This window comes from Tropicibacter naphthalenivorans, assembly GCF_900176475.1.
Taxonomy (GTDB): domain Bacteria; phylum Pseudomonadota; class Alphaproteobacteria; order Rhodobacterales; family Rhodobacteraceae; genus Tropicibacter; species Tropicibacter naphthalenivorans.
In genome coordinates, this window is the sequence record NZ_FWXX01000005.1 from 136109 (window position 1) to 155334 (window position 19226).

Annotated in this window: 26 protein-coding genes; 19 read left to right on the forward strand and 7 right to left on the reverse strand. The window is 65.4% G+C overall.

Annotated elements, in window-relative coordinates:
• The first annotated feature begins 81 nt into the window (after nt 1–81).
• Both B9A11_RS12245 and B9A11_RS12250 read left to right on the forward strand, forming a co-directional pair.
• Nucleotides 82–1545 (forward strand): leucyl aminopeptidase, encoded by a 1464-nt coding sequence (locus B9A11_RS12245; RefSeq protein WP_058248335.1) that lies wholly within the window; start codon nt 82–84, stop codon nt 1543–1545.
• 6 nt (nt 1546–1551) lie between these two features.
• A complete protein-coding gene (locus tag B9A11_RS12250; protein WP_058248336.1) occupies nt 1552–2007 on the forward strand; it encodes a DNA polymerase III subunit chi in 456 nt (151 codons plus the stop codon).
• On the opposite strand, the gene B9A11_RS12255 is transcribed toward B9A11_RS12250, so the two are convergent.
• The 4 genes from B9A11_RS12255 to B9A11_RS12270 are packed head-to-tail and all read right to left on the reverse strand — an operon-like array spanning nt 2004 to nt 5752.
• The gene (locus tag B9A11_RS12255; protein WP_058248337.1) at nt 2004–2582 is read right to left on the reverse strand and encodes a retropepsin-like aspartic protease family protein; all 579 of its coding nucleotides are present in this window, start codon (nt 2580–2582) and stop codon (nt 2004–2006) included. The two genes, B9A11_RS12250 and B9A11_RS12255, sit on opposite strands and share 4 nt — an antisense overlap.
• A 48-nt stretch (nt 2583–2630) precedes the next feature.
• Nucleotides 2631–3257, reverse strand: a complete 627-nt coding sequence (locus tag B9A11_RS12260) for a MarC family protein (RefSeq protein WP_058248338.1) — start codon at nt 3255–3257, stop codon at nt 2631–2633.
• A 9-nt stretch (nt 3258–3266) separates the two neighbouring features.
• Complete coding sequence (locus B9A11_RS12265) at nt 3267–3848, reverse strand: hypothetical protein (RefSeq protein WP_058248339.1); 582 nt, start codon at nt 3846–3848, stop codon at nt 3267–3269.
• A gap of 53 nt (nt 3849–3901) precedes the next feature.
• Nucleotides 3902–5752, reverse strand: coding sequence for an ABC-F family ATP-binding cassette domain-containing protein (locus B9A11_RS12270; protein WP_058248340.1), 1851 nt, complete (start codon nt 5750–5752; stop codon nt 3902–3904).
• A gap of 221 nt (nt 5753–5973) precedes the next feature.
• On the opposite strand from B9A11_RS12270, the gene ndk reads away from it, so the two are divergent.
• On the forward strand, nt 5974–6396 hold the full coding sequence (gene ndk / locus B9A11_RS12275) for a nucleoside-diphosphate kinase (RefSeq protein ID WP_058248341.1): 423 nt from the start codon (nt 5974–5976) through the stop codon (nt 6394–6396).
• Between the two features lie 57 nt (nt 6397–6453).
• Here the strand turns inward: ndk and B9A11_RS12280 are convergent, their stop codons facing one another.
• From B9A11_RS12280 to B9A11_RS12290, 3 genes are read right to left on the reverse strand one after another with little or no spacing between them, the layout of a single operon-like run.
• On the reverse strand, nt 6454–6792 hold the full coding sequence (locus B9A11_RS12280; RefSeq protein WP_058248342.1) for a TfoX/Sxy family protein: 339 nt from the start codon (nt 6790–6792) through the stop codon (nt 6454–6456).
• Nucleotides 6789–7586, reverse strand: a complete 798-nt coding sequence (locus B9A11_RS12285; RefSeq protein ID WP_058248343.1) for an isocitrate lyase/PEP mutase family protein — start codon at nt 7584–7586, stop codon at nt 6789–6791. Before B9A11_RS12285 ends, B9A11_RS12280 begins: the two co-directional genes overlap by 4 nt.
• A 3-nt stretch (nt 7587–7589) precedes the next feature.
• On the reverse strand, nt 7590–8774 hold the full coding sequence (locus B9A11_RS12290) for a pyridoxal phosphate-dependent aminotransferase (RefSeq protein WP_058248344.1): 1185 nt from the start codon (nt 8772–8774) through the stop codon (nt 7590–7592).
• Between the two features lie 271 nt (nt 8775–9045).
• Between B9A11_RS12290 and B9A11_RS12295 the strand changes: the two genes are divergently transcribed.
• From B9A11_RS12295 to B9A11_RS12370, 16 genes are all read left to right on the forward strand, one after another.
• Nucleotides 9046–9408 carry a hypothetical protein gene (locus B9A11_RS12295; RefSeq protein ID WP_058248345.1) on the forward strand — a complete coding sequence of 121 codons (363 nt, stop codon included), beginning with the start codon at nt 9046–9048 and terminating at the stop codon, nt 9406–9408.
• On the forward strand, nt 9344–10690 hold the full coding sequence (locus B9A11_RS12300) for a DNA-packaging protein (protein WP_083499888.1): 1347 nt from the start codon (nt 9344–9346) through the stop codon (nt 10688–10690). The genes B9A11_RS12295 and B9A11_RS12300 overlap by 65 nt, the downstream gene beginning before the upstream one ends.
• Before the next feature lie 181 nt (nt 10691–10871).
• The gene (locus B9A11_RS12305) at nt 10872–12065 is read left to right on the forward strand and encodes a phage portal protein (protein ID WP_058248346.1); all 1194 of its coding nucleotides are present in this window, start codon (nt 10872–10874) and stop codon (nt 12063–12065) included.
• Entirely contained in the window at nt 12058–12285 is a 228-nt protein-coding gene (locus B9A11_RS12310) for a GTA head formation protein, RCAP_rcc01685 family (RefSeq protein WP_143595875.1), read from the forward strand. Before B9A11_RS12305 ends, B9A11_RS12310 begins: the two co-directional genes overlap by 8 nt.
• Nucleotides 12286–12299: 14 nt before the next feature.
• The gene (locus B9A11_RS12315; RefSeq protein ID WP_058248347.1) at nt 12300–12842 is read left to right on the forward strand and encodes an HK97 family phage prohead protease; all 543 of its coding nucleotides are present in this window, start codon (nt 12300–12302) and stop codon (nt 12840–12842) included.
• Between the two features lie 124 nt (nt 12843–12966).
• Nucleotides 12967–14151, forward strand: a complete 1185-nt coding sequence (locus B9A11_RS12320; protein WP_058248503.1) for a phage major capsid protein — start codon at nt 12967–12969, stop codon at nt 14149–14151.
• A 153-nt stretch (nt 14152–14304) separates the two neighbouring features.
• The gene (locus B9A11_RS12325; RefSeq protein ID WP_058248348.1) at nt 14305–14898 is read left to right on the forward strand and encodes a head-tail connector protein; all 594 of its coding nucleotides are present in this window, start codon (nt 14305–14307) and stop codon (nt 14896–14898) included.
• Nucleotides 14895–15233 carry a head-tail adaptor protein gene (locus tag B9A11_RS12330; protein ID WP_058248349.1) on the forward strand — a complete coding sequence of 113 codons (339 nt, stop codon included), beginning with the start codon at nt 14895–14897 and terminating at the stop codon, nt 15231–15233. The genes B9A11_RS12325 and B9A11_RS12330 overlap by 4 nt, the downstream gene beginning before the upstream one ends.
• Nucleotides 15230–15646 (forward strand): DUF3168 domain-containing protein, encoded by a 417-nt coding sequence (locus B9A11_RS12335; protein WP_058248350.1) that lies wholly within the window; start codon nt 15230–15232, stop codon nt 15644–15646. Before B9A11_RS12330 ends, B9A11_RS12335 begins: the two co-directional genes overlap by 4 nt.
• Before the next feature lie 25 nt (nt 15647–15671).
• Nucleotides 15672–16094 carry a phage major tail protein, TP901-1 family gene (locus B9A11_RS12340; protein ID WP_058248351.1) on the forward strand — a complete coding sequence of 141 codons (423 nt, stop codon included), beginning with the start codon at nt 15672–15674 and terminating at the stop codon, nt 16092–16094.
• Entirely contained in the window at nt 16094–16426 is a 333-nt protein-coding gene (locus B9A11_RS12345; RefSeq protein ID WP_058248352.1) for a gene transfer agent family protein, read from the forward strand. Before B9A11_RS12340 ends, B9A11_RS12345 begins: the two co-directional genes overlap by 1 nt.
• Nucleotides 16413–16613 (forward strand): rcc01693 family protein, encoded by a 201-nt coding sequence (locus B9A11_RS12350; protein WP_058248353.1) that lies wholly within the window; start codon nt 16413–16415, stop codon nt 16611–16613. Before B9A11_RS12345 ends, B9A11_RS12350 begins: the two co-directional genes overlap by 14 nt.
• Nucleotides 16610–17272 (forward strand): phage tail tape measure protein, encoded by a 663-nt coding sequence (locus tag B9A11_RS12355; protein ID WP_058248354.1) that lies wholly within the window; start codon nt 16610–16612, stop codon nt 17270–17272. The genes B9A11_RS12350 and B9A11_RS12355 overlap by 4 nt, the downstream gene beginning before the upstream one ends.
• Nucleotides 17273–17284: 12 nt before the next feature.
• A complete protein-coding gene (locus B9A11_RS12360) occupies nt 17285–17917 on the forward strand; it encodes a DUF2460 domain-containing protein (protein WP_058248355.1) in 633 nt (210 codons plus the stop codon).
• Entirely contained in the window at nt 17917–18798 is an 882-nt protein-coding gene (locus B9A11_RS12365; RefSeq protein WP_058248356.1) for a DUF2163 domain-containing protein, read from the forward strand. Before B9A11_RS12360 ends, B9A11_RS12365 begins: the two co-directional genes overlap by 1 nt.
• Nucleotides 18795–19226, forward strand: coding sequence for an NlpC/P60 family protein (locus tag B9A11_RS12370; protein ID WP_058248357.1), 432 nt, complete (start codon nt 18795–18797; stop codon nt 19224–19226). The genes B9A11_RS12365 and B9A11_RS12370 overlap by 4 nt, the downstream gene beginning before the upstream one ends.

Here is a 19226-nt window from a genome sequence, read left to right on the forward strand (position 1 = left end):
TCGCACCTCGGTGGGCCAAGTCCCGCTGGCATTCGGGCGGCGCGGGGGCTAGGTCTTGGGGAACAAGATGAGGATGACGAGATGACCGACCTGCGTGAAATCGCTTTTGCCGAAGTTAACCTGGACGATCTGGCCGGGGCCGAGGGCCGTGTGGCGGTCCTGGTGCCCTCCGAAGGCACGCTAAGCCCCGGCGCGCGGCGTCTGAGCCGTTTGACCAAGGGCGCGGTGGCCCGTGCGGTCGAAAGCGAGGCGTTTGAAAAACTGGCAGAGGGTGATGCGCTGTCCTTGGCCTATCCCGTTGGCATGGCGGCCGGGGCGGTGGATATCGTCAAGCTGGGGCGGCGTCCCAGCGCGGGTCTGGCGCGCAAGGCCGGGGCGGGTCTGGCGAAACTGGCGGGCGGCAAGGCGCTTACGGTGCTGGCGGAAAACACCCGCGCGCCCGAGGAAATCGCCTTGGGTCTGGTGCTGCGGTCGTGGTCGTTCACCAAGCGCAAGGAAACCCCGACGGACGCCCCCGAAGGCGCGACGCTGCTGGTCAAGGATGTGGCCGCAGCGCAGGCCGCTTGGGTCGATCGCGGCGCGGTGGCGACGGGGATTTGCTTTACCCGTGATCTGGTGTCCGAGCCCGCCAACGTCTTGACCACCACGGAATTTGCCGCGCAATTGCAAGGGCTTGCGGACTTGGGCGTCGAGGTCGAAGTTCTCGAAGAGGACAAGCTGGCCGAGCTGGGAATGCGCGCACTGCTGGGAGTGGGCCAAGGCAGCGCCAGCCCGTCCAAGGTGGTGATCATGCGCTGGAAGGGCGGGCAGGGCGACCCTCTGGCGCTGGTCGGCAAGGGTGTGGTGTTCGACACCGGCGGCATCAGCCTGAAACCGGCGGGCGGCATGGAAGACATGACCATGGACATGGGCGGCGCGGGCGTGGTCGCTGGCGTGATGAAAACGCTCGCCCTGCGCAAGGCCAAGGCGAATGTCACGGGGCTGGTGGGGCTTGTGGAAAACATGCCTTCGCACAACGCGCAGCGCCCCGGCGATATCGTCGCCTCGATGAAGGGCACGACGATCGAGGTGATCAACACCGACGCCGAGGGGCGTTTGGTTTTGGCCGACGTGCTGTGGCACGCGCAAGAGGCGGAAAAGCCTGCCGCGCTGGTGGATCTGGCGACGCTGACCGGGGCGTGTATCGTGGCGCTTGGGCATGACAACGCGGCGGTGTTCGCGAACAATGACGACTTTGCCAAGGACTTTATGAAGGCCGCCGAGACCGAGGGCGAAGGCGCGTGGCGGATGCCGCTGGGCGCGCCCTATGCCAAGCTGATCAAGAGCGCCAAGGCGGACATCAAGAACTCTGCCGGGCGGGCCGCTGGGTCGATCACCGCGGCGCAGTTCCTGCAATGCTTCGTCAAGAACGACATGCCGTGGATTCACCTCGACATCGCCGGGGTCGCGCAGACGCCGGGCGAGACCACGTTGGCCCCCAAGGGCGCAACCGGCTGGGGCGTGATGGCCTTGGACCGTCTTGTGCGTGACAAGTACGAAGGATAAGTCCCTGTGGGTGCGGCCTTTTTCTATCATCTGACGGAACGCCCCCTAGAGGCGACGCTGCCTGTCCTGCTGGAAAAATCCATGCAGGCGGGTTGGCGCGTGGCGGTGCGCGGGGTCGATCCGGGGCGGCTGGAATGGCTGGACCAACGGCTGTGGTTGGGACCGGAAGAGGCGTTTCTACCGCATGGGATGGCGGGCGGGCCGCATGATGCCTTGCAGCCGGTTTTGCTGACAACGGGGGCGGCGGGCAACAATCCGGCGTGTCTAATGAGCGTCGACGGCGCAGAGGTCACACCCGAAGAGGTGCAGGCGCTGGAGCGTGTCTGCATCCTGTTCGACGGCCACGACCCAGAGGCGGTGCAGGCCGCGCGGGTGCAGTGGAAGGCGCTGACCGGCGCGGGCTGTTCGGCGCAGTACTGGTCCGAAGAGACGGGGCGTTGGGAAAAGAAGGCCGAGGCCTAGCGTTCCAGCACCAGTTTGCCGCCCGACAGTTCGATCCGGTCAAAGCGGTTCAAGTAAGTCATGCCCAGCAAAGAGGTTTCCATCTCGCCGCCGTTCACATAGGCGGGCAGATTGCGGTCTTCGAACGGGCCGAGCGCGACGGTTTCCAGCCGCACGGGCGCGGTCTTGACGCTGCCATTGGCGGTGCGCGCCTCGGTCAGAAAGATCAGGTTGTCGGTCAGCCCGGCGCGGGCGGCGGCCTCGCGCGTCAGCACCACGGCAGAGGCGCCTGTATCGACGACAAAGCGCGTCGGCACGCCGTTCACATCCAGCGAGATGTAATAATGGCCATCGGGGGCGCGGGGCAGCTCGATCCGGCCTTGATCGGCAAAGACCGATTGCTGCGGGTTCACGTCTTGGCGGATGTCGTCCCACAGGCCGATTGCGGCGATGGCCCCCACAAAGATCAGCCCCCAAAGCGCGGCGTGCTGCATCATCTTGCCCAGCCCGCCGCGGTTCTGCACCACGTACCAAGATACCAGCGCCGTGCCGAGCACAACGAGATAGATAAGGTTGCCGATCTGGTCGCCGTTCATGGACGCTCTCCCCTTCGCTAAAGGGAATGTAGGCGCTTTGCCGCGATTTTACAGCGTGCCGATGCCAAAAGCCCTAAGGCCGTCCAAAACGAACTGCACCGACAGCGCCGCCAGCAGCATTCCCAGAAGGCGCGTGACCACGTTGATCCCGGTGCGCCCCAGCGCGCGTTCGATCATCCCACCGATCAGGAACAGCGCGAGCACCAGCAGCAGCACCACCGCCATGACGCCCAGCACGCTGACCATGCCAAGGATGCCGGGGGCCTGCCCCGTGAGCAGGATCATGGTGGCAATGGCGCCGGGGCCAGCGATCAAGGGAATGGCGAGGGGGAAAACGCTGGGGTCGGGGTGCTCTTCGTCCTGTTCCTCGGCCTTGTCCTCGCGGCGTTTGGTGCGCCGCTCAAACAGCATGTCGAGGGCGGTGATGAACAGCAAGATGCCGCCCGCGATGCGGAAGGCGGGCATCCCGATGCCGATGAAGCCCAGCACCGCTTCGCCGAAAAAGGCAAAGAGCGTCAGCAGGATAAAGGCGATGGTCACCGAGCGCAGCGCCACTGCTCGGCGGTGCGCGGCATCGGTCCCTTGGGTCAGCGCGATAAAGATCGGCGTCAGCCCGATGGGGTCGATGACCACGAAAAGCGTGGCAAAGGCGGTGATGAGAAAGGCGCTGTCCATGTGGCAGACTTAGGCCGGGGCGGTGCCGGGGTAAAGGGGCGACAGTCGCGTGTAGCTGAATGTCTCTTGCGCGGTGGTCAGGGTCCAACTTTGGCCATCCGGGGCGACGCTGTAGGTGCCTTGCAGGAGTGCGCCGAAATAGACGCTAAGGATGATGGCGTCGTCCGGCCCGGTGGTAATCATGGCGCGCCGCTCGCGGGTGCTGAGCGTGGTGCCGTTACTTACGTATGTGCCGATACCTTCGGAGTCGAACTGGCCGTTCAGGGACCAGTGAAAGGTGTAGCTGCCGTCGCTGCGAAAGTGCCATTCCTCGCGCCACGTGCCTGAATCGTCGGTTTCGAATCGCTCCCACAGGCCGGGGAGGCCGCTGCTGCCTGACAGGCGGGTGAATTGCCACAGTGGCGCGGTGGTGGGAAAGGTCAGGGTCTGTCCATCTACCGACAACGTGAAGGGCAGCGCGTCTTGTAGTGCGAAGAGCGTGCCATCGGCGGTGATTTCGATCTGGACACCTCTGGCGGTACGCCACAGGCCGCTCAGAGCGGGATCAATGGTGTTGGGCGTGAACGGCAGGTCGACGGGCGGTGCGCGCATGGAAAGCTCCGGTTTGCGCGCAGTATGCCCCGGCAAAGCGGATTTGCCAAACGTCAGAGGCTCTCGGCGGCGTCCAGCTTTTCCAGAGCGGCTTCCCACATCTCTTCGGCGCGGGACAGGCCGTCCATGACTTCGGCGTATTTCTTGTTCCAGACTTCCAGCTCGCCGACCTTGTCGTTTTCATAAAGCGCGGGGTCGGCCAGTTTCTTGGCCAGCTTTTCGCGCATCTCTTCGATCTTGGTCACGCGCTCTTCGCATTTGCGGGCGGCGGCGCGCAGTTCGAGGATCTTGTCACGCGAGGGGCGTTTGGGCTTTTCCTTTGGCTTTTCAGCGCGTTGCGGCGTGTCTTTGGCCAGCAGCATGGCGCGGTAGGCGTCGAGGTCTTCTTCATAGGGTTTCACGGTGCCGTCTTTGACCAGCCAGAGGCGGTCAGCGACCATGGACAACAGGTGCATGTCGTGGCTGACAAGGATCACCGCGCCGGAGTAGGCGGTCAGCGCCTCCATCAGCGCTTCGCGGGATTCGATGTCGAGGTGGTTGGTCGGCTCGTCGAGGATCAGCATATGCGGCGCATCGAGCGTGGCGAGCAGCAGCGACAGGCGGGCCTTTTGCCCCCCCGACAGGCGGCCCACTTCGGTTTCGGCCTGCGCAGCCATGAGGCCAAAGCCCGCGAGCTTGGCGCGCAGCTGCGCGGGGGCGCTGTCGGGGCGTTCGCGTTGCAGGTGCTGGATGGGCGTTTCGTCGAGGTGCAGTTCGTCCACTTGGTGTTGGGCAAAGTAGCCGATGCGTAGTTTGGAAGAGCTGTTCATCTTGCCCTGCATCAGCGGCAGACGGTTTGAGAGCAGTTTCGACAGGGTGGATTTGCCCTGACCGTTCTTGCCGAGCAGCGCGATGCGGTCGTCCTGGTCGATGCGCAGGTTGAGGTTGCGCAGGATCACCGTCTCTCCGTAACCCGTTGCGCCGCCTTCGATATTGACGATGGGCGGGGACAGTTCATCGGGCTGCGGGAAGGTAAAGACCCGCTTGGCCGCCTCTTCGGGGGCGGCGATGGTGTCCATTCGCTCGATCATCTTGAGACGGGCCTGCGCCTGTTTCGCCTTGGAGGCCTTGGCGCGGAAGCGGTCGACGAAGGATTGCAGGTGCGCCTTGCGCTCGGCCTGTTTCTTGGCGGAGGCGGCTTGCTGGGCGCGTTTTTCGGCGCGCTGCTTGACGAAGGCGTCGTAGGGCACGCCGTAATAGGTCAGCTGGCGGTCTTCGAGGTGCAGGATGCTGTTCACCGCGCGGTTCAACAGGCCACGGTCGTGGCTAATGACGATGACGGTGTGCGGATACTTTTGCAGGTAGGATTCGAGCCAGAGCGCGCCTTCGAGGTCGAGGTAGTTGGTCGGCTCGTCGAGCATCAGAACGTCGGGCTGGGCAAAGAGCACACCGGCCAGCGCCACGCGCATCCGCCAGCCGCCGGAAAAGGCAGAGCAGGGCATGAGCTGCTGGTCTGGGTCAAAGCCAAGGCCGCGCAGGATGGTGGCGGCGCGCGCCTCGGCGGACCAGGCGTCGATGTCGGCGAGACGGGTCTGGATCTCGGCGATGCGCGTGCTGTCGGTGGCGGTCTCGGCCTCGGCCATGAGGGCGTGACGCTCGGTGTCGGCCTGAAGCACGGTGTCGATCAGCGAGGTTTCCGACGAGGGGACCTCTTGGGAGACGCCGCCGATCCTGGCCCTGCTGGGCAGAGAGATGTCACCGCCGTCCAGCGTGAGTTCACCCTTGATCAGGCGAAAGAGCGTGGTTTTGCCCGCGCCATTGGGCCCGACGAGACCGACCTTGTGGCCTTCGGGGATGGTGGCAGAGGCGCCCTCGAACAGGGGGCGGCCTTCGACGGAGTAATTGATATCTTGGATGCGCAACATGAGGTAGGCAGGTGGCAGAGGGCCGGGGGCTTGTCAATGCGGCGCGGGGAGGTTGGGGCTGGCGGGTGGGACTGTTTGCCAAGGTAAAGGCGCCCACCCGCCAACCCTGCCGCCCCGCAGCGCGCGTAACATGCGGGGTTTTCAAGTGTGATAACCCGTGCTAGGCGCTTGCGCAGAATTCGCGCCGGTGTCTGCCGGTGCCTTATCAATGGAGAGAGACCATGGCTCTGGAACGCACTTTTTCGATCATCAAGCCCGATGCAACCCGCCGCAACCTGACCGGCAAGATCAACGCCAAGTTCGAAGAGGCTGGCCTGCGCATCGTCGCACAAAAGCGCATTCACCTGACCAAGGCGCAGGCGGGCGAGTTCTACAAGGTGCACGCTGAGCGCCCGTTCTACGACGAGCTGTGCGAGTTCATGGCGTCCGCGCCGATCGTTGCACAGGTTCTGGAAGGGGAAGGCGCAATCGCCAAGAACCGCGAAGTGATGGGCGCAACCAACCCCGCAGACGCGGCCCCCGGCACAATCCGCGCCGAGTTCGCAGAATCGGTTGGTGAGAACTCGGTCCACGGCTCCGACGCTCCGGAAACTGCGGCTGAAGAGATCGCGTACTTCTTCTCGGGTCTGGAACTGGTCGGCTAAGCCACCCGTTCGAGGTTTTGGAAATTGAGGAAGGGGCTCCGGACGGGGCCCCTTTTTCTATGTGGGTTTTTCGATTACGCCGATCTCATCCAGAGCGCGCAGTAGGGCGGTGTCGTGTTTGGGCGTGGCGGGGATTTCGGCCTTGAGGGCGTCAAAGGCGGTGCGCAGCTTGGCCTTTTCATCCGCTTTGCAGTCGTTCCATGGCCGGCCCTGAAGCGCCATGTGCAGCACGTAGTAGCCGATGAAATGCGGGCGGGTGCCAGAGGCCAGCATCCGGCGGTAGGCCTCGTGGGCGCCAAGCTTACGCAGGGTTTCGGCGTCGGGGATGCCAGCGGCAGCGCATTCGCGTTCCACGGCGGGGCCGAGGTTGCGAATACTGGAGACGGGCGTGCTCATGTGAGCATGGGGTCGATGATGTCCGACGAGATGCCCATGGCCAGCGGGGTGAAGTCGCCGTCCTCGAACATGGCCTTGGCAGCGTCATGGATCACGCGGTGGGTGACGCGCGCGAGCGCCGAGCCCAAAGAGATGCGGGCAACCCCGGCGGCGGCGTATTCGGCGCGGCTGTGTTTCGTAAACCCTCCGGCGGCGAGCGCGTTGACCGGCAGGCGGGTGGCGGCGCAGATGGTTTTCAGGTCGTCAAAGCTGGGCGGCAGGGGGATGTAGACGCAGTCGGCCCCGGCGGCTTCATAGCTTTGGATGCGGGCGATGGCTTCGGCCAGGTCGTACTGTCCGTTCATCACGCCATCGGCGCGGGCGACCAGCACGAAGTCCCCCGGCAGGGCGCGGGCCGCAGACGCGGCGGCGCGGATGCGTTCCGCGGCCAGCGCGGCGTCATAGGGGCGCGCGTCCGGCAGGGCGGTGTCCTCGATCGAGATGCCCGCGAGGCCGACCTCGGCAGAGAGGCGCACGGTTTCGGCGCAGGTCTCTGGCGCCTCGCCAAAGCCGTTTTCGAAGTCTGCCGAGACGGGGGCGTTCACGGCCCCGACGAGGGTCTGCGCGTGGGTCAGGGCCTCGTCGCGGGTGACGTGGCCCATGTCAGGCTTGCCAAGGGTAAAGGCGTGGGCGGCGGAACTGCTGCCGATGGCCTGCGCGCCCATGGCGACCAGCATCTTGGCCGAGCCTGCGTCCCACGCATTGGCGAGGATAAAGGGATTTCCGGGCTGGTGCAGGTCGCGGAAGCTGGTCATGGTTCAGGCTCTCGTTAGGCTTTGGGCAAAGGTACAAAGGGTTTCGAGCGCAACCAAAAGGCGATCATCGTTCACTGTCAAGGCAATGCGCAGGTGCCCGGCGGCAGAGATGCCAAAGCTCTCGCCCGGCATGACGGCGATGTGGTGGCTGTCCAGCAGGCGGTTGGCGAAGTCTTGGCCCGACAGGCCGGTCTTGCGGATATCCAGCATTAGGTACATCGCGCCCTGGGAGGGGATCACGCCGACGGTGCCTTGGCGCGCCAGAACGTCCAAGGCCAGCGCGCGGCGGCGGCGAAAGGGCTCGGCGATCTCTTGTTCAAGGTCCGGGCCTTGGGTCAAGGCGTAGAGCGCGGCGTCCTGGATATAGCCGGGCACGCCGTAGGTGGTCGAGACGGCAAGGTCCGAGAGGGCTTCGATCACGTGGGGCGGGGCGAAGATCCAGCCAATCCGAGAGCCGGTCATGGCGTGGCTTTTCGACATGGAGCCGATGACAATGGTGCGTTCGGCCATGCCGGGCAGGGCGCGCGGAGACAGGTGATCGCCCTCCCACGTTTGCGTGTCATAGACTTCGTCCGAGATCAGCCACAGGTCGTGATCGCGGCAGGTTTGGGCGATGTTCTCCAGAACCGCGCGTGGGTAGATCGTTCCGGTGGGATTGTTGGGGGTGTTGATCAGCAGGGTCTTGGCACCCGGCGTTTGGGCGGCGGTGTCCAGCGCGCCCTTGGTCGGGAAAAAGCTGTTTTCCGCCGTGGTGGGAATCGCCACGGGGCGCGCAGAGCAGGCCCGCAGGGTGCCGGGATAGGTCACGTAATAGGGATCGACATAAAGCGCCGCATCCCCCGGTTGTAGCGTCGTCAGATGCGCGGCGAACAGGGCGGCCTGCCCGCCGGGGGTGACGAGCACATTCTCGACCTTGGTCGGAACGCCCGTGCGCTGGGTGACACGGGTGGCGATGGCCTGCCGCAGGGGCGTGATGCCGGGGACGGTGGCATAGCCTGTGTGGCCCGCGTGGGCGGCGGCGTGCATGGCGTCAAGGATCGCAGGTGCGGTGCGGATGTCATGCTCGCCAATGGTCAATTCGGTGACGGGGATGCCCTGTTCGACCATGGCGCGGGCGCGGGCGAAGACCTCCCAGCCGTCGGAGCCTTGGTCGTTCATGTCGGTCACGCGCGGGGAAAGCTGGGGCATGGGGGCACCTTTGATCGTTTGCGCGCACCCTGCCAAGCTTGGCGCACAGGGGCAAGCAGGTTGCCGAAAGGTTAACGCTCCGTCCAAGTTGTGTGAATGAATTCAGTGGGTTGCGCCCGCACCCCGGTTTGACAGACCGCACGGTCCGACGTAGAGTTTCAGACATGCTGGACGAGGTATGGTCTCAGGTCCGCGAAGTGCGCTTCGCCGGGCCTTTTTTCGTGCCTTGCCTCTGGAGGGGTAAAACCTACAGGCAAAAAAGGTGTCGAGCATGAGCAGCAACTACCAAGACGCGGTGTTGATCACCGCATGTGTGGAAGACAGCCGTCTGGAAGAACAGCGACAAGAGATCGCCCAGACGCTGTCGGATCTGATCGTGGATGTCCGCGAATTGCAGATCCGGATGAGGCAGGGAGACCCGGAGAAAAAGGCCGAGGCCAACAAGGTCTTGGCAGATTTGCGGTACTGGCTGAAGGCCGCCCGAGAGACGGAGATTGAACTTGAAGCGATCAGAAGACGACAAGCTGGGATCGAAGACGCCTACGGGCTCGATCTGTGCAAGGCACGCGATGAGATCGGGTGCAGAATGGCTCGCCTCCGGGCCTGCTACGATCAAGGAGACCTTTCTGAATGAGTTGACCGATGGGGAGCGCCTTGCGCTCCCCTATTTGTTTGAGTTCTGGGCGCATGAGCACCAGTTGCCCCCCGAAGGCGACTGGCGCGCTTGGGTGATCCTTGGGGGGCGCGGCGCGGGTAAGACGCGCGCCGGGGCCGAGTGGGTGCGGTCCATGGTCGAGGGGGCGCGGCCGCTGGACCCCGGCAAGTGCAAGCGGCTGGCGCTGATCGGCGAGACCTTTGACCAGACGCGCGAGGTGATGGTGTTTGGCGACAGCGGGATCCTTGCGTGCTCGCCGCCCGATCGCCGCCCCGTGTGGCAGGCAACGCGGCGTTGTCTGGTCTGGCCCAACGGGGCCGAGGCGATGGTGTTTTCCGCGAGTGAGCCAGAGGCGCTGCGCGGGCCGCAGTTCGATGGTGCGTGGGTTGACGAGCTGGCCAAGTGGAAGAAGGCGCAGGACACCTGGGACATGTTGCAGTTCGGCTTGCGCCTTGGGGATGATCCGCGCGTTTGCGTGACGACCACGCCGCGCAATGTGCCGGTGCTGAAGGCTTTGCTGGAGGCACCCTCGACGGTGGTGACCCGCGCCAAGACCGAGGCGAACAAGGCGCATCTGGCCGAGAGCTTTCTGGCGGAGGTGCGGGCGCGCTATGCGGGGACGGCCTTGGGCTTGCAAGAGCTGGACGGCATTTTGGTGGATGACATCGACGGCGCGCTGTGGACGCGCGACATGCTGGACGGCGGGCGCTTTGGCAAGCAGCCCGAGATGACGCGCATCGTGGTGGCGGTGGACCCACCCGCCGGCGAAGGCAAGAGCAGCGATGAATGCGGGATTGTCGTGGTGGGCGCGGTGACCACGGGGCCGGTGGCCGACTGGCGCGCCTATGTGCTGGAGGATGCGACGGTGCAGGGGGCGTCGCCCTTGGGCTGGGCCGAGGCGACGGCCAAGGCGGCGAAACGCTGGGGTGCGGACCGGGTGGTGGCCGAGGTGAACCAAGGCGGCGCGATGGTCGAGACGCTGCTGCGGCAGGTCGATCCCTTGATGCCGGTGCGCAAGGTCCATGCCACGCGCGGCAAGGCGGCGCGGGCCGAACCGGTGGCGGCCTTGTACGAACAGGGACGGGTGGCGCATGGGCGCGGGCTTGAGGCGCTGGAGGCGCAGATGTGCCTGATGACCCGCCACGGGTTCGAAGGCCAGGGCAGCCCTGACCGGGTGGATGCCTTGGTCTGGGCGATTACCGATCTGATGATCGACGGGGCGCGGACGGGCCAGTTTCCGAAAATGCGGATCGTTGGGTAACTTTCTGATTTTTCAGGAAACAAAGGGCGCGCAGGGCACCGTACGGTGGTGGAGGACGCTCTTAACGCCTTGGTCATAGGTTGTCTTTCGAAGCACGAGGGGACGCCTTTCAAAGCCCGCCTCGGAGGGAATGGCCGGAACGGCTGCGGCCCAGCGGCGGGCCCGGACAAAGGAGCAAACGATGGTATTCGATTTTCTGCGGCGCGGGGACAAACATGAGGCCAGCGTGCCGGAAACCAAGGCTTCGGCAACGGGGCGCGTTGTGGCGCATATGAGCGCCGGGCGCGTGGCGTGGTCCCCGCGCGATACGGTGTCGCTGACCAAGCAGGCGTTCACCGGCAACCCGGTGGGTTTTCGCGCGGTCAAGCTGATTGCCGAAGCCGCCGCCGCGCTGCCGGTGGTGCTGCAAGACGCCGAGATGCGCTATTCGGATCACCCGATGCTGCGTCTGATCGGCGCGCCGAACCCCGGTCAGGGGCGAGCGGAGCTGTTCGAAGCGCTCTATGGTCAGCTGCTGCTGGCGGGGGATGGCTATCTTGAGGCCGTCAGCGGCGAGGCGGGTCTGCCGTTCGAGCTGCATGTGCTGCGCTCGGATCGGATGTCGGTGGTGCCCGGCGCAGATGGCTGGCCGATTGCCTATGATTACACGGTGGGCGCGCGCAAGCATCGCTTTGACGTGACCGGGCCGATCAGCCAGATCTGCCACATCAAGACCTTTCACCCGCAGGACGATCACTATGGTCTGTCCCCGCTGCAAGCGGCGGCGCAGGCGGTGGACGTGCACAACAGCGCGTCGACCTGGTCCAAGGGGCTGCTGGACAATGCGGCGCGGCCCTCGGGGGCGATTGTCTGGAAGGGCGCCGAAGGGCAAGGCCATCTTACCAACGAACAATACGACCGGCTGGTGTCTGAGATGGAGAGCCAGCATCAGGGCGCGCGCAATGCCGGGCGGCCGATGCTGCTGGAAGGCGGTCTGGACTGGAAACCGATGGGCTTTTCGCCGTCGGACATGGAATTCCAGAAAACCAAAGAGGCGGCAGCGCGCGAGATTGCCGTGGCCTTTGGGGTGCCGCCGATGCTGCTGGGGATTCCCGGCGAGGCGACCTTTGCCAATTACGCCGAGGCGCATCGGGCGTTTTATCGCCAGACGGTGCTGCCACTGGCGACCAAGGTGACCGCGCAGGTGGGCCGTTGGCTGTCGCTGTATACGGGCGAGGACGTGGCGCTGAAGCCCGATCTGGATCAGGTGCCTGCCTTGGCCGCGGAACGCGACGCCCAGTGGAGCCGCGTCGTCAAGGCGGACTTCCTCACCGCTGCCGAAAAGCGCCAGATGCTGGGCTTGCCCGCCTTGGCCGAGGAAGAGCGCGGTGAGTGAGCTGCGCCCCCGGAGCGAGGCTTTTGCCTGCGCGCCCGCGATGCGGCTGGAGGCGCATGAACGCGTCAGCAAGCTGCACGTGGAGCGGCTGGAAGAAAAGCTGGCGCGGCTCGAAGAGCTGATGGAACGGCTGGAGAAACGCCTTTGGCTGGCGGTCTACGGCGTGGTTGGGGCGATCCTGGCGCAAGCGTTTCAGGGTCTGCTGAGCGTGACCCCCTGAGCAAGGAGACGGAAATGGAATTGGAACACAAGTTCTGTCGGCTGGGTGCCGATGTCGAAGTCAAGGACGGCACGCAGATCGAAGGATATGCCTCGCTGTTCGGGGCCTGCGATCAGGGTGGCGACGTGGTGGCCAAGGGCGCCTATGCGCGGTCCTTGCAGCGCCTGACCACCGAGGGGCGCGCGGTCAAGATGCTGTGGCAGCACGACCCGGCCCAGCCCATCGGCATCTGGGACGAGGTGCGCGAGGACGACAAGGGGCTGTACGTCAAGGGCCGCCTGCTGGAGAGCGTGGAGAAGGGCCGCGAGGCCGCCGCGCTGATCGAGGCGGGGGCGATTGACGGGCTGTCCATCGGGTACCGGACGGTGAAGTCGACGAAGAATTCCCAAGGGCAGCGGCTCTTGGCGGAACTGGAGCTTTGGGAGGTGTCGCTGGTGACCTTTCCGATGCTTCCCAGTGCGCGGGTCAGCGGCAAGGGGGACACCCCGATGACCGATGACTGGTGCGAATTGGCGGATGTCCTTGAGGGGATGCGCCTGAACCTGGCGGGCGACTGACGCGCGCCACTCATGACCGCGCCTGAACGGGGGCGGTAGGGCAACCGAGCCTGTCTCTTTGCACCATTGGTGGGGCATCCTGCCGTTTGGCTGCAAGGCGCTGGGCATAAACAAGGTGATGAATATGAGCACAACCGAGACCAAGTCTCGGACCGGGGAAGACGTGTCTCCGGTCGCCCGGGTGAGTGCCGCGATGGCGGGACTGATCGGGGACTTCAAGGCCATGCAGGCCGACATCTCACAGAAGCTGAACAAACAGGAAGAGCGACTGACCATGCTTGATCACAAGACCGCCCTCGCGGGCCGCCCGGCACTGTCCACCGCTGCTGCGGAACTGGACGCCCCCCACCAGAAAGCCTTTGACGCGTATTTGCGTTCGGGCGACGACGACGGCCTGCGCGGTCTGGTTCTGGAAGGCAAGGCGATGTCCACCGCCGTGAACTCTGACGGTGGGTATCTGGTCGATCCGCAGACCGCCGAGGTCATCAAGTCAACCCTGTCCTCGACCGCGTCGATCCGTGCGATTTCCAATGTCGTCAACGTCGAGGCCTCGTCCTTTGACGTGCTGATCGATCAGGCGGACACCGGCGCGGGCTGGGCGAACGAGACCGCCTCGACCGCCGAGACCGGCACCGCGACCATCGAGCGTATCTCGATCCCGCTCTATGAGCTGAACGCGCTGCCCAAGGTGTCGCAGCGTCTGCTGGACGACAGCGCCTTTGACGTGGAAAGCTGGCTGGCGCAACGCATCGGTGACAAGTTCGCCCGCGCAGAGGCGGCTGCCTTTATCAACGGCGACGGTGTCGACAAGCCGCGCGGCATTCTGGACCACACCTCGGTGGCCGAAGACTCTTGGGTCTGGGGCTCGCTGGGTTACGTGGCGACGGGTGTGGCGGCCAGCGTCGGTGACGGCGATACGCTGATCGATCTGGTCTACGCGCTGGGCGCGCAGTACCGCGCGGGCGCGACCTTTGTCATGAACTCCAAGACCGCGGGCGCGCTGCGCAAGCTCAAGGACAATGACGGTCGTCACCTGTGGGCCGATGGGTTCTCTCAGGGTGAGCCGGCGCGTCTGCTGGGCTATCCGGTGCTGATCGCCGAGGACATGCCCGATGTGGCCGCGGATTCGACCCCGATCGCGTTTGGCGATTTTGGCGCGGGCTACACCATCGCCGAGCGTCCCGATCTGCGCGTCCTGCGTGACCCGTTCTCGGCCAAGCCACACGTGCTGTTCTATGCGACCAAGCGCGTGGGCGGCGACGTCAGCGACTTTGCGGCGATCAAGCTGCTGAAATGCGCCATCTCGTAAGGGCGTGACGGAACGAGAGGCGGGGGCAGGTCCCGCCTCTCACAGGGCGCGCGCGCAGACGTTGTCCAGTTGACCCCTCCGCCCGAGCAGCGTGGGTGGCGCGCGCCCACCTGAGACAGGCTGGGTACGAGACGCGGATTTCGGAGAAGATACATGATGTTGGTGGAAGAAACTCAGGTGCCCGAAGTGGCCCTTCCGGTGGCGGAGCTGAAGCGGCACTTGCGGCTGGGCACGGGCTTTGCCGAGGATGACGTTCAGGACGCGGTCCTTGGCTCTTTCCTGCGCGCAGCGATGGCGGCGATCGAGGCCCGGACAAGCAAGGCGCTGATCGAGCGCAGCTTTGTGGTGACGTTGGACGATTGGCGCAAGGGTGATGGCTATGCCTTGCCGGTGGCCCCGGTCAGCGCAATCACCGAATTGACGATTGTCGACGCCTATGGCGTGGCGACCCAGATCGCGGCCAGCGCCTATCGTCTGGTCAAGGACAGCTTTGCGCCCAAGCTGATGCCCATGGGGGCCTGTCTGCCGACCATTCCCACGGGCGGCGCGGCCGAGGTGCGCTTTACCGCCGGGTATGGCACCAGCTTTGACGCGGTGCCCGATGATCTCAAGCAGGCGGTGCTGCTGCTGGCGGCGCATTACTACGAATACCGCGACGAGACCGCGCTGAGCCAGGGCTGCATGCCGTTTGGTGTCACCAGCCTGCTGGCGCGCTATCGCCCGGTCCGTGTGGGGCTAACCGCATGAGCACCCCGCGTTTGAACCAGGAACTGGTGCTGGAGGCCGCGTTGCGCGTGCCAGACGGCGCTGGGGGCTATGACGAAAGCTGGAGCGGTTTGGGCACGCTATGGGGCGAAGTCTCGCCTCGGTCCGGGCGGCTGACGGGCGGCGAAGAGGTCACCCTGTCCAGCTACTCGCACAAGATCACCGTCCGCGCGGCCCCCATGGGCGCCAGCAATCGCCCTGTGCCGGGGCAACGCTTTGTCCAGGGCACGCGGGTCTTTCGGATCGACGCTGTCACCGAAGAGACCTCGCGCGGGTTGTACCTGATTTGCCAATGCCAAGAGGAGGTGGCCGTATGACCTATGCCGTTTCCGCGCCGCTTCAGGCGGCGGTGTACCAGACGTTGGCGGCGGATGTGGCGCTGTCGGTGCTGGTGGGCACCAACATCTTTGACGCGCCGCCCGCCGGGCCGTTGCCCGCGACCTACGTGTCACTCGGGCCGGAAACGGTCACCGAGGCGGGCGACAGCACCAGCAACGGCGCGGTGCATGATTTCGTCGTCAGCGTGGTGACCGAGGTGGCCGGTTTCCAGACCGCCAAGGAGGCCGCAGGCGCGGTCAGCGACGCCCTGCATGGCGCGACGTTGACCCTAAGCCGGGGCTGCGTAGCGGGCCTGTGGTTCCGCAAAGCCAAGGCTGCTCGCCAGAACGACGGCGTGCGCCGCATTGACCTGACCTTCCGCGCATCCGTGGAAGACACCCAACCCCTTTAACGGCCTTTGAATAGGAGTGAACGCGATGAGTGCTCAGAACGGCAAGGATCTTTTGATCAAGGTGGATCTGACCGGCGATGGTCAATTCGAAACGATGGCGGGCCTGCGCGCGACGCGGGTCAGCTTTAACGCCGAGCAGGTCGATGTGACCACGCTGGAATCCTCTGGCGGCTGGCGCGAGCTGCTGGCCGGGGCGGGCGTCAAGTCGGCCAATATCAGCGGCTCGGGCGTGTTCAAGGACGCCTCGACCGATGAGCGCGCCCGGCAGATCTTTTTCGACGGAGAGACGCCGAACTTTCAGGTGATCATCCCCGATTTCGGCACCGTCGAGGGCCGTTTCCAGGTCTCGTCGATCGAATACGCCGGCTCGCACAATGGCGAGGCGACCTACGAGGTGGCGATGGCCTCGGCGGGGGCGCTGGCGTTCACCGCGGTGCCGGTGGCGTAATGGCCAATCCGTGGCGGGGGGATGTGGCGTTGGTCATGGACGGCGAACGCCACGTGATGCGGCTGACCCTTGGGGCGCTGGCCGAACTGGAAGCGACGCTGGACAGCGGCACGCTTGTGGATCTGGTCCAGCGCTTCGAGAGCGGCGGGTTCAACACGCGTGACGTGTTGGCCCTGATCGTCGCCGGTCTGCGCGGCGGCGGCTGGAAGGGGCAGGCCTCGGACTTGGTGCAGGCCGAGATCGAAGGCGGCCCCATGGCGGCGGCGAGGGCGGCGGCGGCTTTGCTGGCGCGGGCGTTCATGTTGCCGGAGCAGGGCGATGGACGGGTTTGACTGGCCCGCCCTGATGCGCGCGGGAATGCGCGGGCTGGGCCTGAAGCCGTGGGAGTTCTGGGAACTGACCCCGGCGGAATTGCAGTTGCTGCTGGGCGAGAGTTCCGGCGCGAAACCGATGGGACGGTCGCGGCTTGATGAGCTGATGTCGGCCTTTCCCGACCAAAGCGGAGGTGCTTGCAAATGAGCCAAGTGGATATGATCGACGATCTGGGCGCCCAGGTTGACGCGCTCGAGGACAGCCTCGGCGGGGCGGTGGGCATGGCGGCGCAGTTCGACGCCGAGCTCAAGCGCATCCACGAGACGTTTTCGGCCACCGGGCGCGGGGCGCAGCGCCTCGAGGCGCAGCTGTCGCGCGGGGTCTCTCGGGCGATCGACGGCGTGGTGCTGGACGGGATGAAGCTGTCGGACGCGTTGCAGACGGTCGCCCAGTCGATGATCGACTCGGCGTGGAAAGCCGCCGTCCAGCCGGTCGCGGGTCACGTGGGCGGGATGCTGGCGGGGGGACTGTCTTCGGTCTTTGGCGAATTCTCGCCCTTTGCCAAGGGGGGCAGTTTCACCCAAGGCCGGGTGATGCCCTTTGCCAATGGCGGCGTGGTGAGCGGCCCGACGAGTTTTCCCATGCGCGGCGGCACTGGCCTGATGGGCGAGGCTGGCCCCGAGGCGATCATGCCACTCACGCGCGGCGCCGACGGCAAACTGGGCGTGCGCGCGTCGGGGGGCGGCCAGCCGGTGACGGTGGTGATGAACATCCAGACGCCGGACGTGCAGGGCTTTCAACGCAGCCAAAGCCAGATCGCAGCCCGCATGAGCCAGGCGCTTGGGCGCGGCGCGCGCAATCGCTAATCGGAGGACACCATGTCGTTTCATGAAGTGAGATTTCCCGCCGACCTGAGCTTTGGCTCGGTGGGCGGGCCGGAACGCCGCACGGATATCGTGACGCTCACCAGCGGCCACGAGGAACGCAACACCCCTTGGGCGCATTCGCGCAGACGCTATGACGCCGGGCTTGGCCTGCGCTCGCTCGACGATGTCGAGGCGCTGGTGGCGTTTTTTGAGGCGCGCCGGGGGCAGCTCTACGGGTTTCGCTGGAAGGATTGGTCGGATTACAAATCCTGCGCCCCTTCCAAACAGATTTCCGGCACCGATCAGGTGATCGCGCGCGGCGATGGCGTGACGAAAAGCTTTCCCTTGATCAAGACCTATCGCTCCGGTCTGCACAGCTATGCGCGCCCGGTGACCAAGCCGGTCAAGGGTTCGGTTCTGGCGGCGGTGCAGGACGTCGAGATGCGCGAAGGCGTGCATTTCACCACCGACGTGGAAACCGGTATCCTCACCTTTGTCGAAGCGCCGATGAAGGGCCTCGAGGTCAGCGCAGGCTTTGAATTCGACGTGCCGGTGCGGTTCGACACCGACCGGATCAACGTCAGCGTGGCCAGCTTTCGCGCGGGCCAGGTGCCCGACGTGCCGGTGGTCGAGGTGCGTGTGTGATGGGCGCGCAAGGGCTACACGATCACCTGGCGACGGGCACGACCAGTGTGTGCCGCGCCTGGGCCGTGACGTGCCGCGACGGTGCGGTCTATGGCTTTACCGATCACGACCGGGATCTGACGTTTGACGGCGTGACCTTCAAGGCCGACACGGGCCTGACCGCCAAGGCGTTGCAGCAGGCGACGGGTCTGTCGGTGGACAACACCGAGGCCATGGGCGGCCTGTCCGACGCCGCGATCCGCGAAGAAGACATCGCGGCGGGGCGCTATGACGGGGCCGAGGTGACCTCTTGGCTGGTGAACTGGCAGGACGTGACCGCGCGGCGCGTGATGTTTCGCGGCACCATTGGCGAGATCACCCGCGGGGCCGGGGCCTTTCACGCCGAATTGCGCGGTTTGACCGAGGCGCTGAACCGCCCTGTGGGGCGCGTGTTCCAACAGCCGTGTTCGGCGGTGCTGGGCGATGCGTCGTGCCAGTTTGACACCAGCCAGAACGGCTACGTGTTCGAGGGACCGTTGCAAGAGGTCTTGGAAAACCGTGTCTTTCGCTTTGGCGCGCTTCCTGCGTTCGAGGCCGAATGGTTCATGCGTGGGCGGCTGGAGGTTCTCAGCGGGGCGGCAGCGGGCCTGTCGGCGATCATCAAGCGTGACCGCGAGGTCGACGGCGAACGCGGCCTCGAGGTCTGGGAGCCTTTGCGCGCCACGCCCGAGGTGGGCGATACGGTGCGCGTCATCGCGGGCTGCGACAAGCGCTTTGAGACCTGCCGGCTCAAGTTCAACAACCTTGTCAATTTCCAGGGCTTCCCGGACATCCCCGAGGACGACTGGATGACGGTCCACCCGACCGCGTCCAAGAGCCTCAGCGGCGGCAGCCGACGATGAGCCAGCTGGTCACCCATGCGCGGGCGTGGATCGGCACGCCTTACGTGCATCAGGCCTCGACCAAGGGCGCGGGCTGCGATTGCCTTGGCCTATTGCGCGGGTTGTGGCGCGAGACACATGGCACAGAGCCAGAGGCGATCCCCGCCTACAGCATGGACTGGTCCGAACCCCAGGGCGAAGAGCGCCTCTGGGCCGCGGCCCTGCGCCACCTGACGCCCAAAGCCCTAAGCGAGGCCACCCCCGGCGACGTGCTGCTGTTCCGGATGCGCGACGGGGCGGTGGCCAAACATGTCGGCCTTCAGGCGCAGGTCGGCAAACACGCGACATTCATCCATGCCTACAGCGGGCATGGCGTAATCGAGAGCGCGCTCAGCGCGCCTTGGGCGAGACGGGTCGTGGCCCGTTTTGCCTTTCCATTGGAGGGTTAA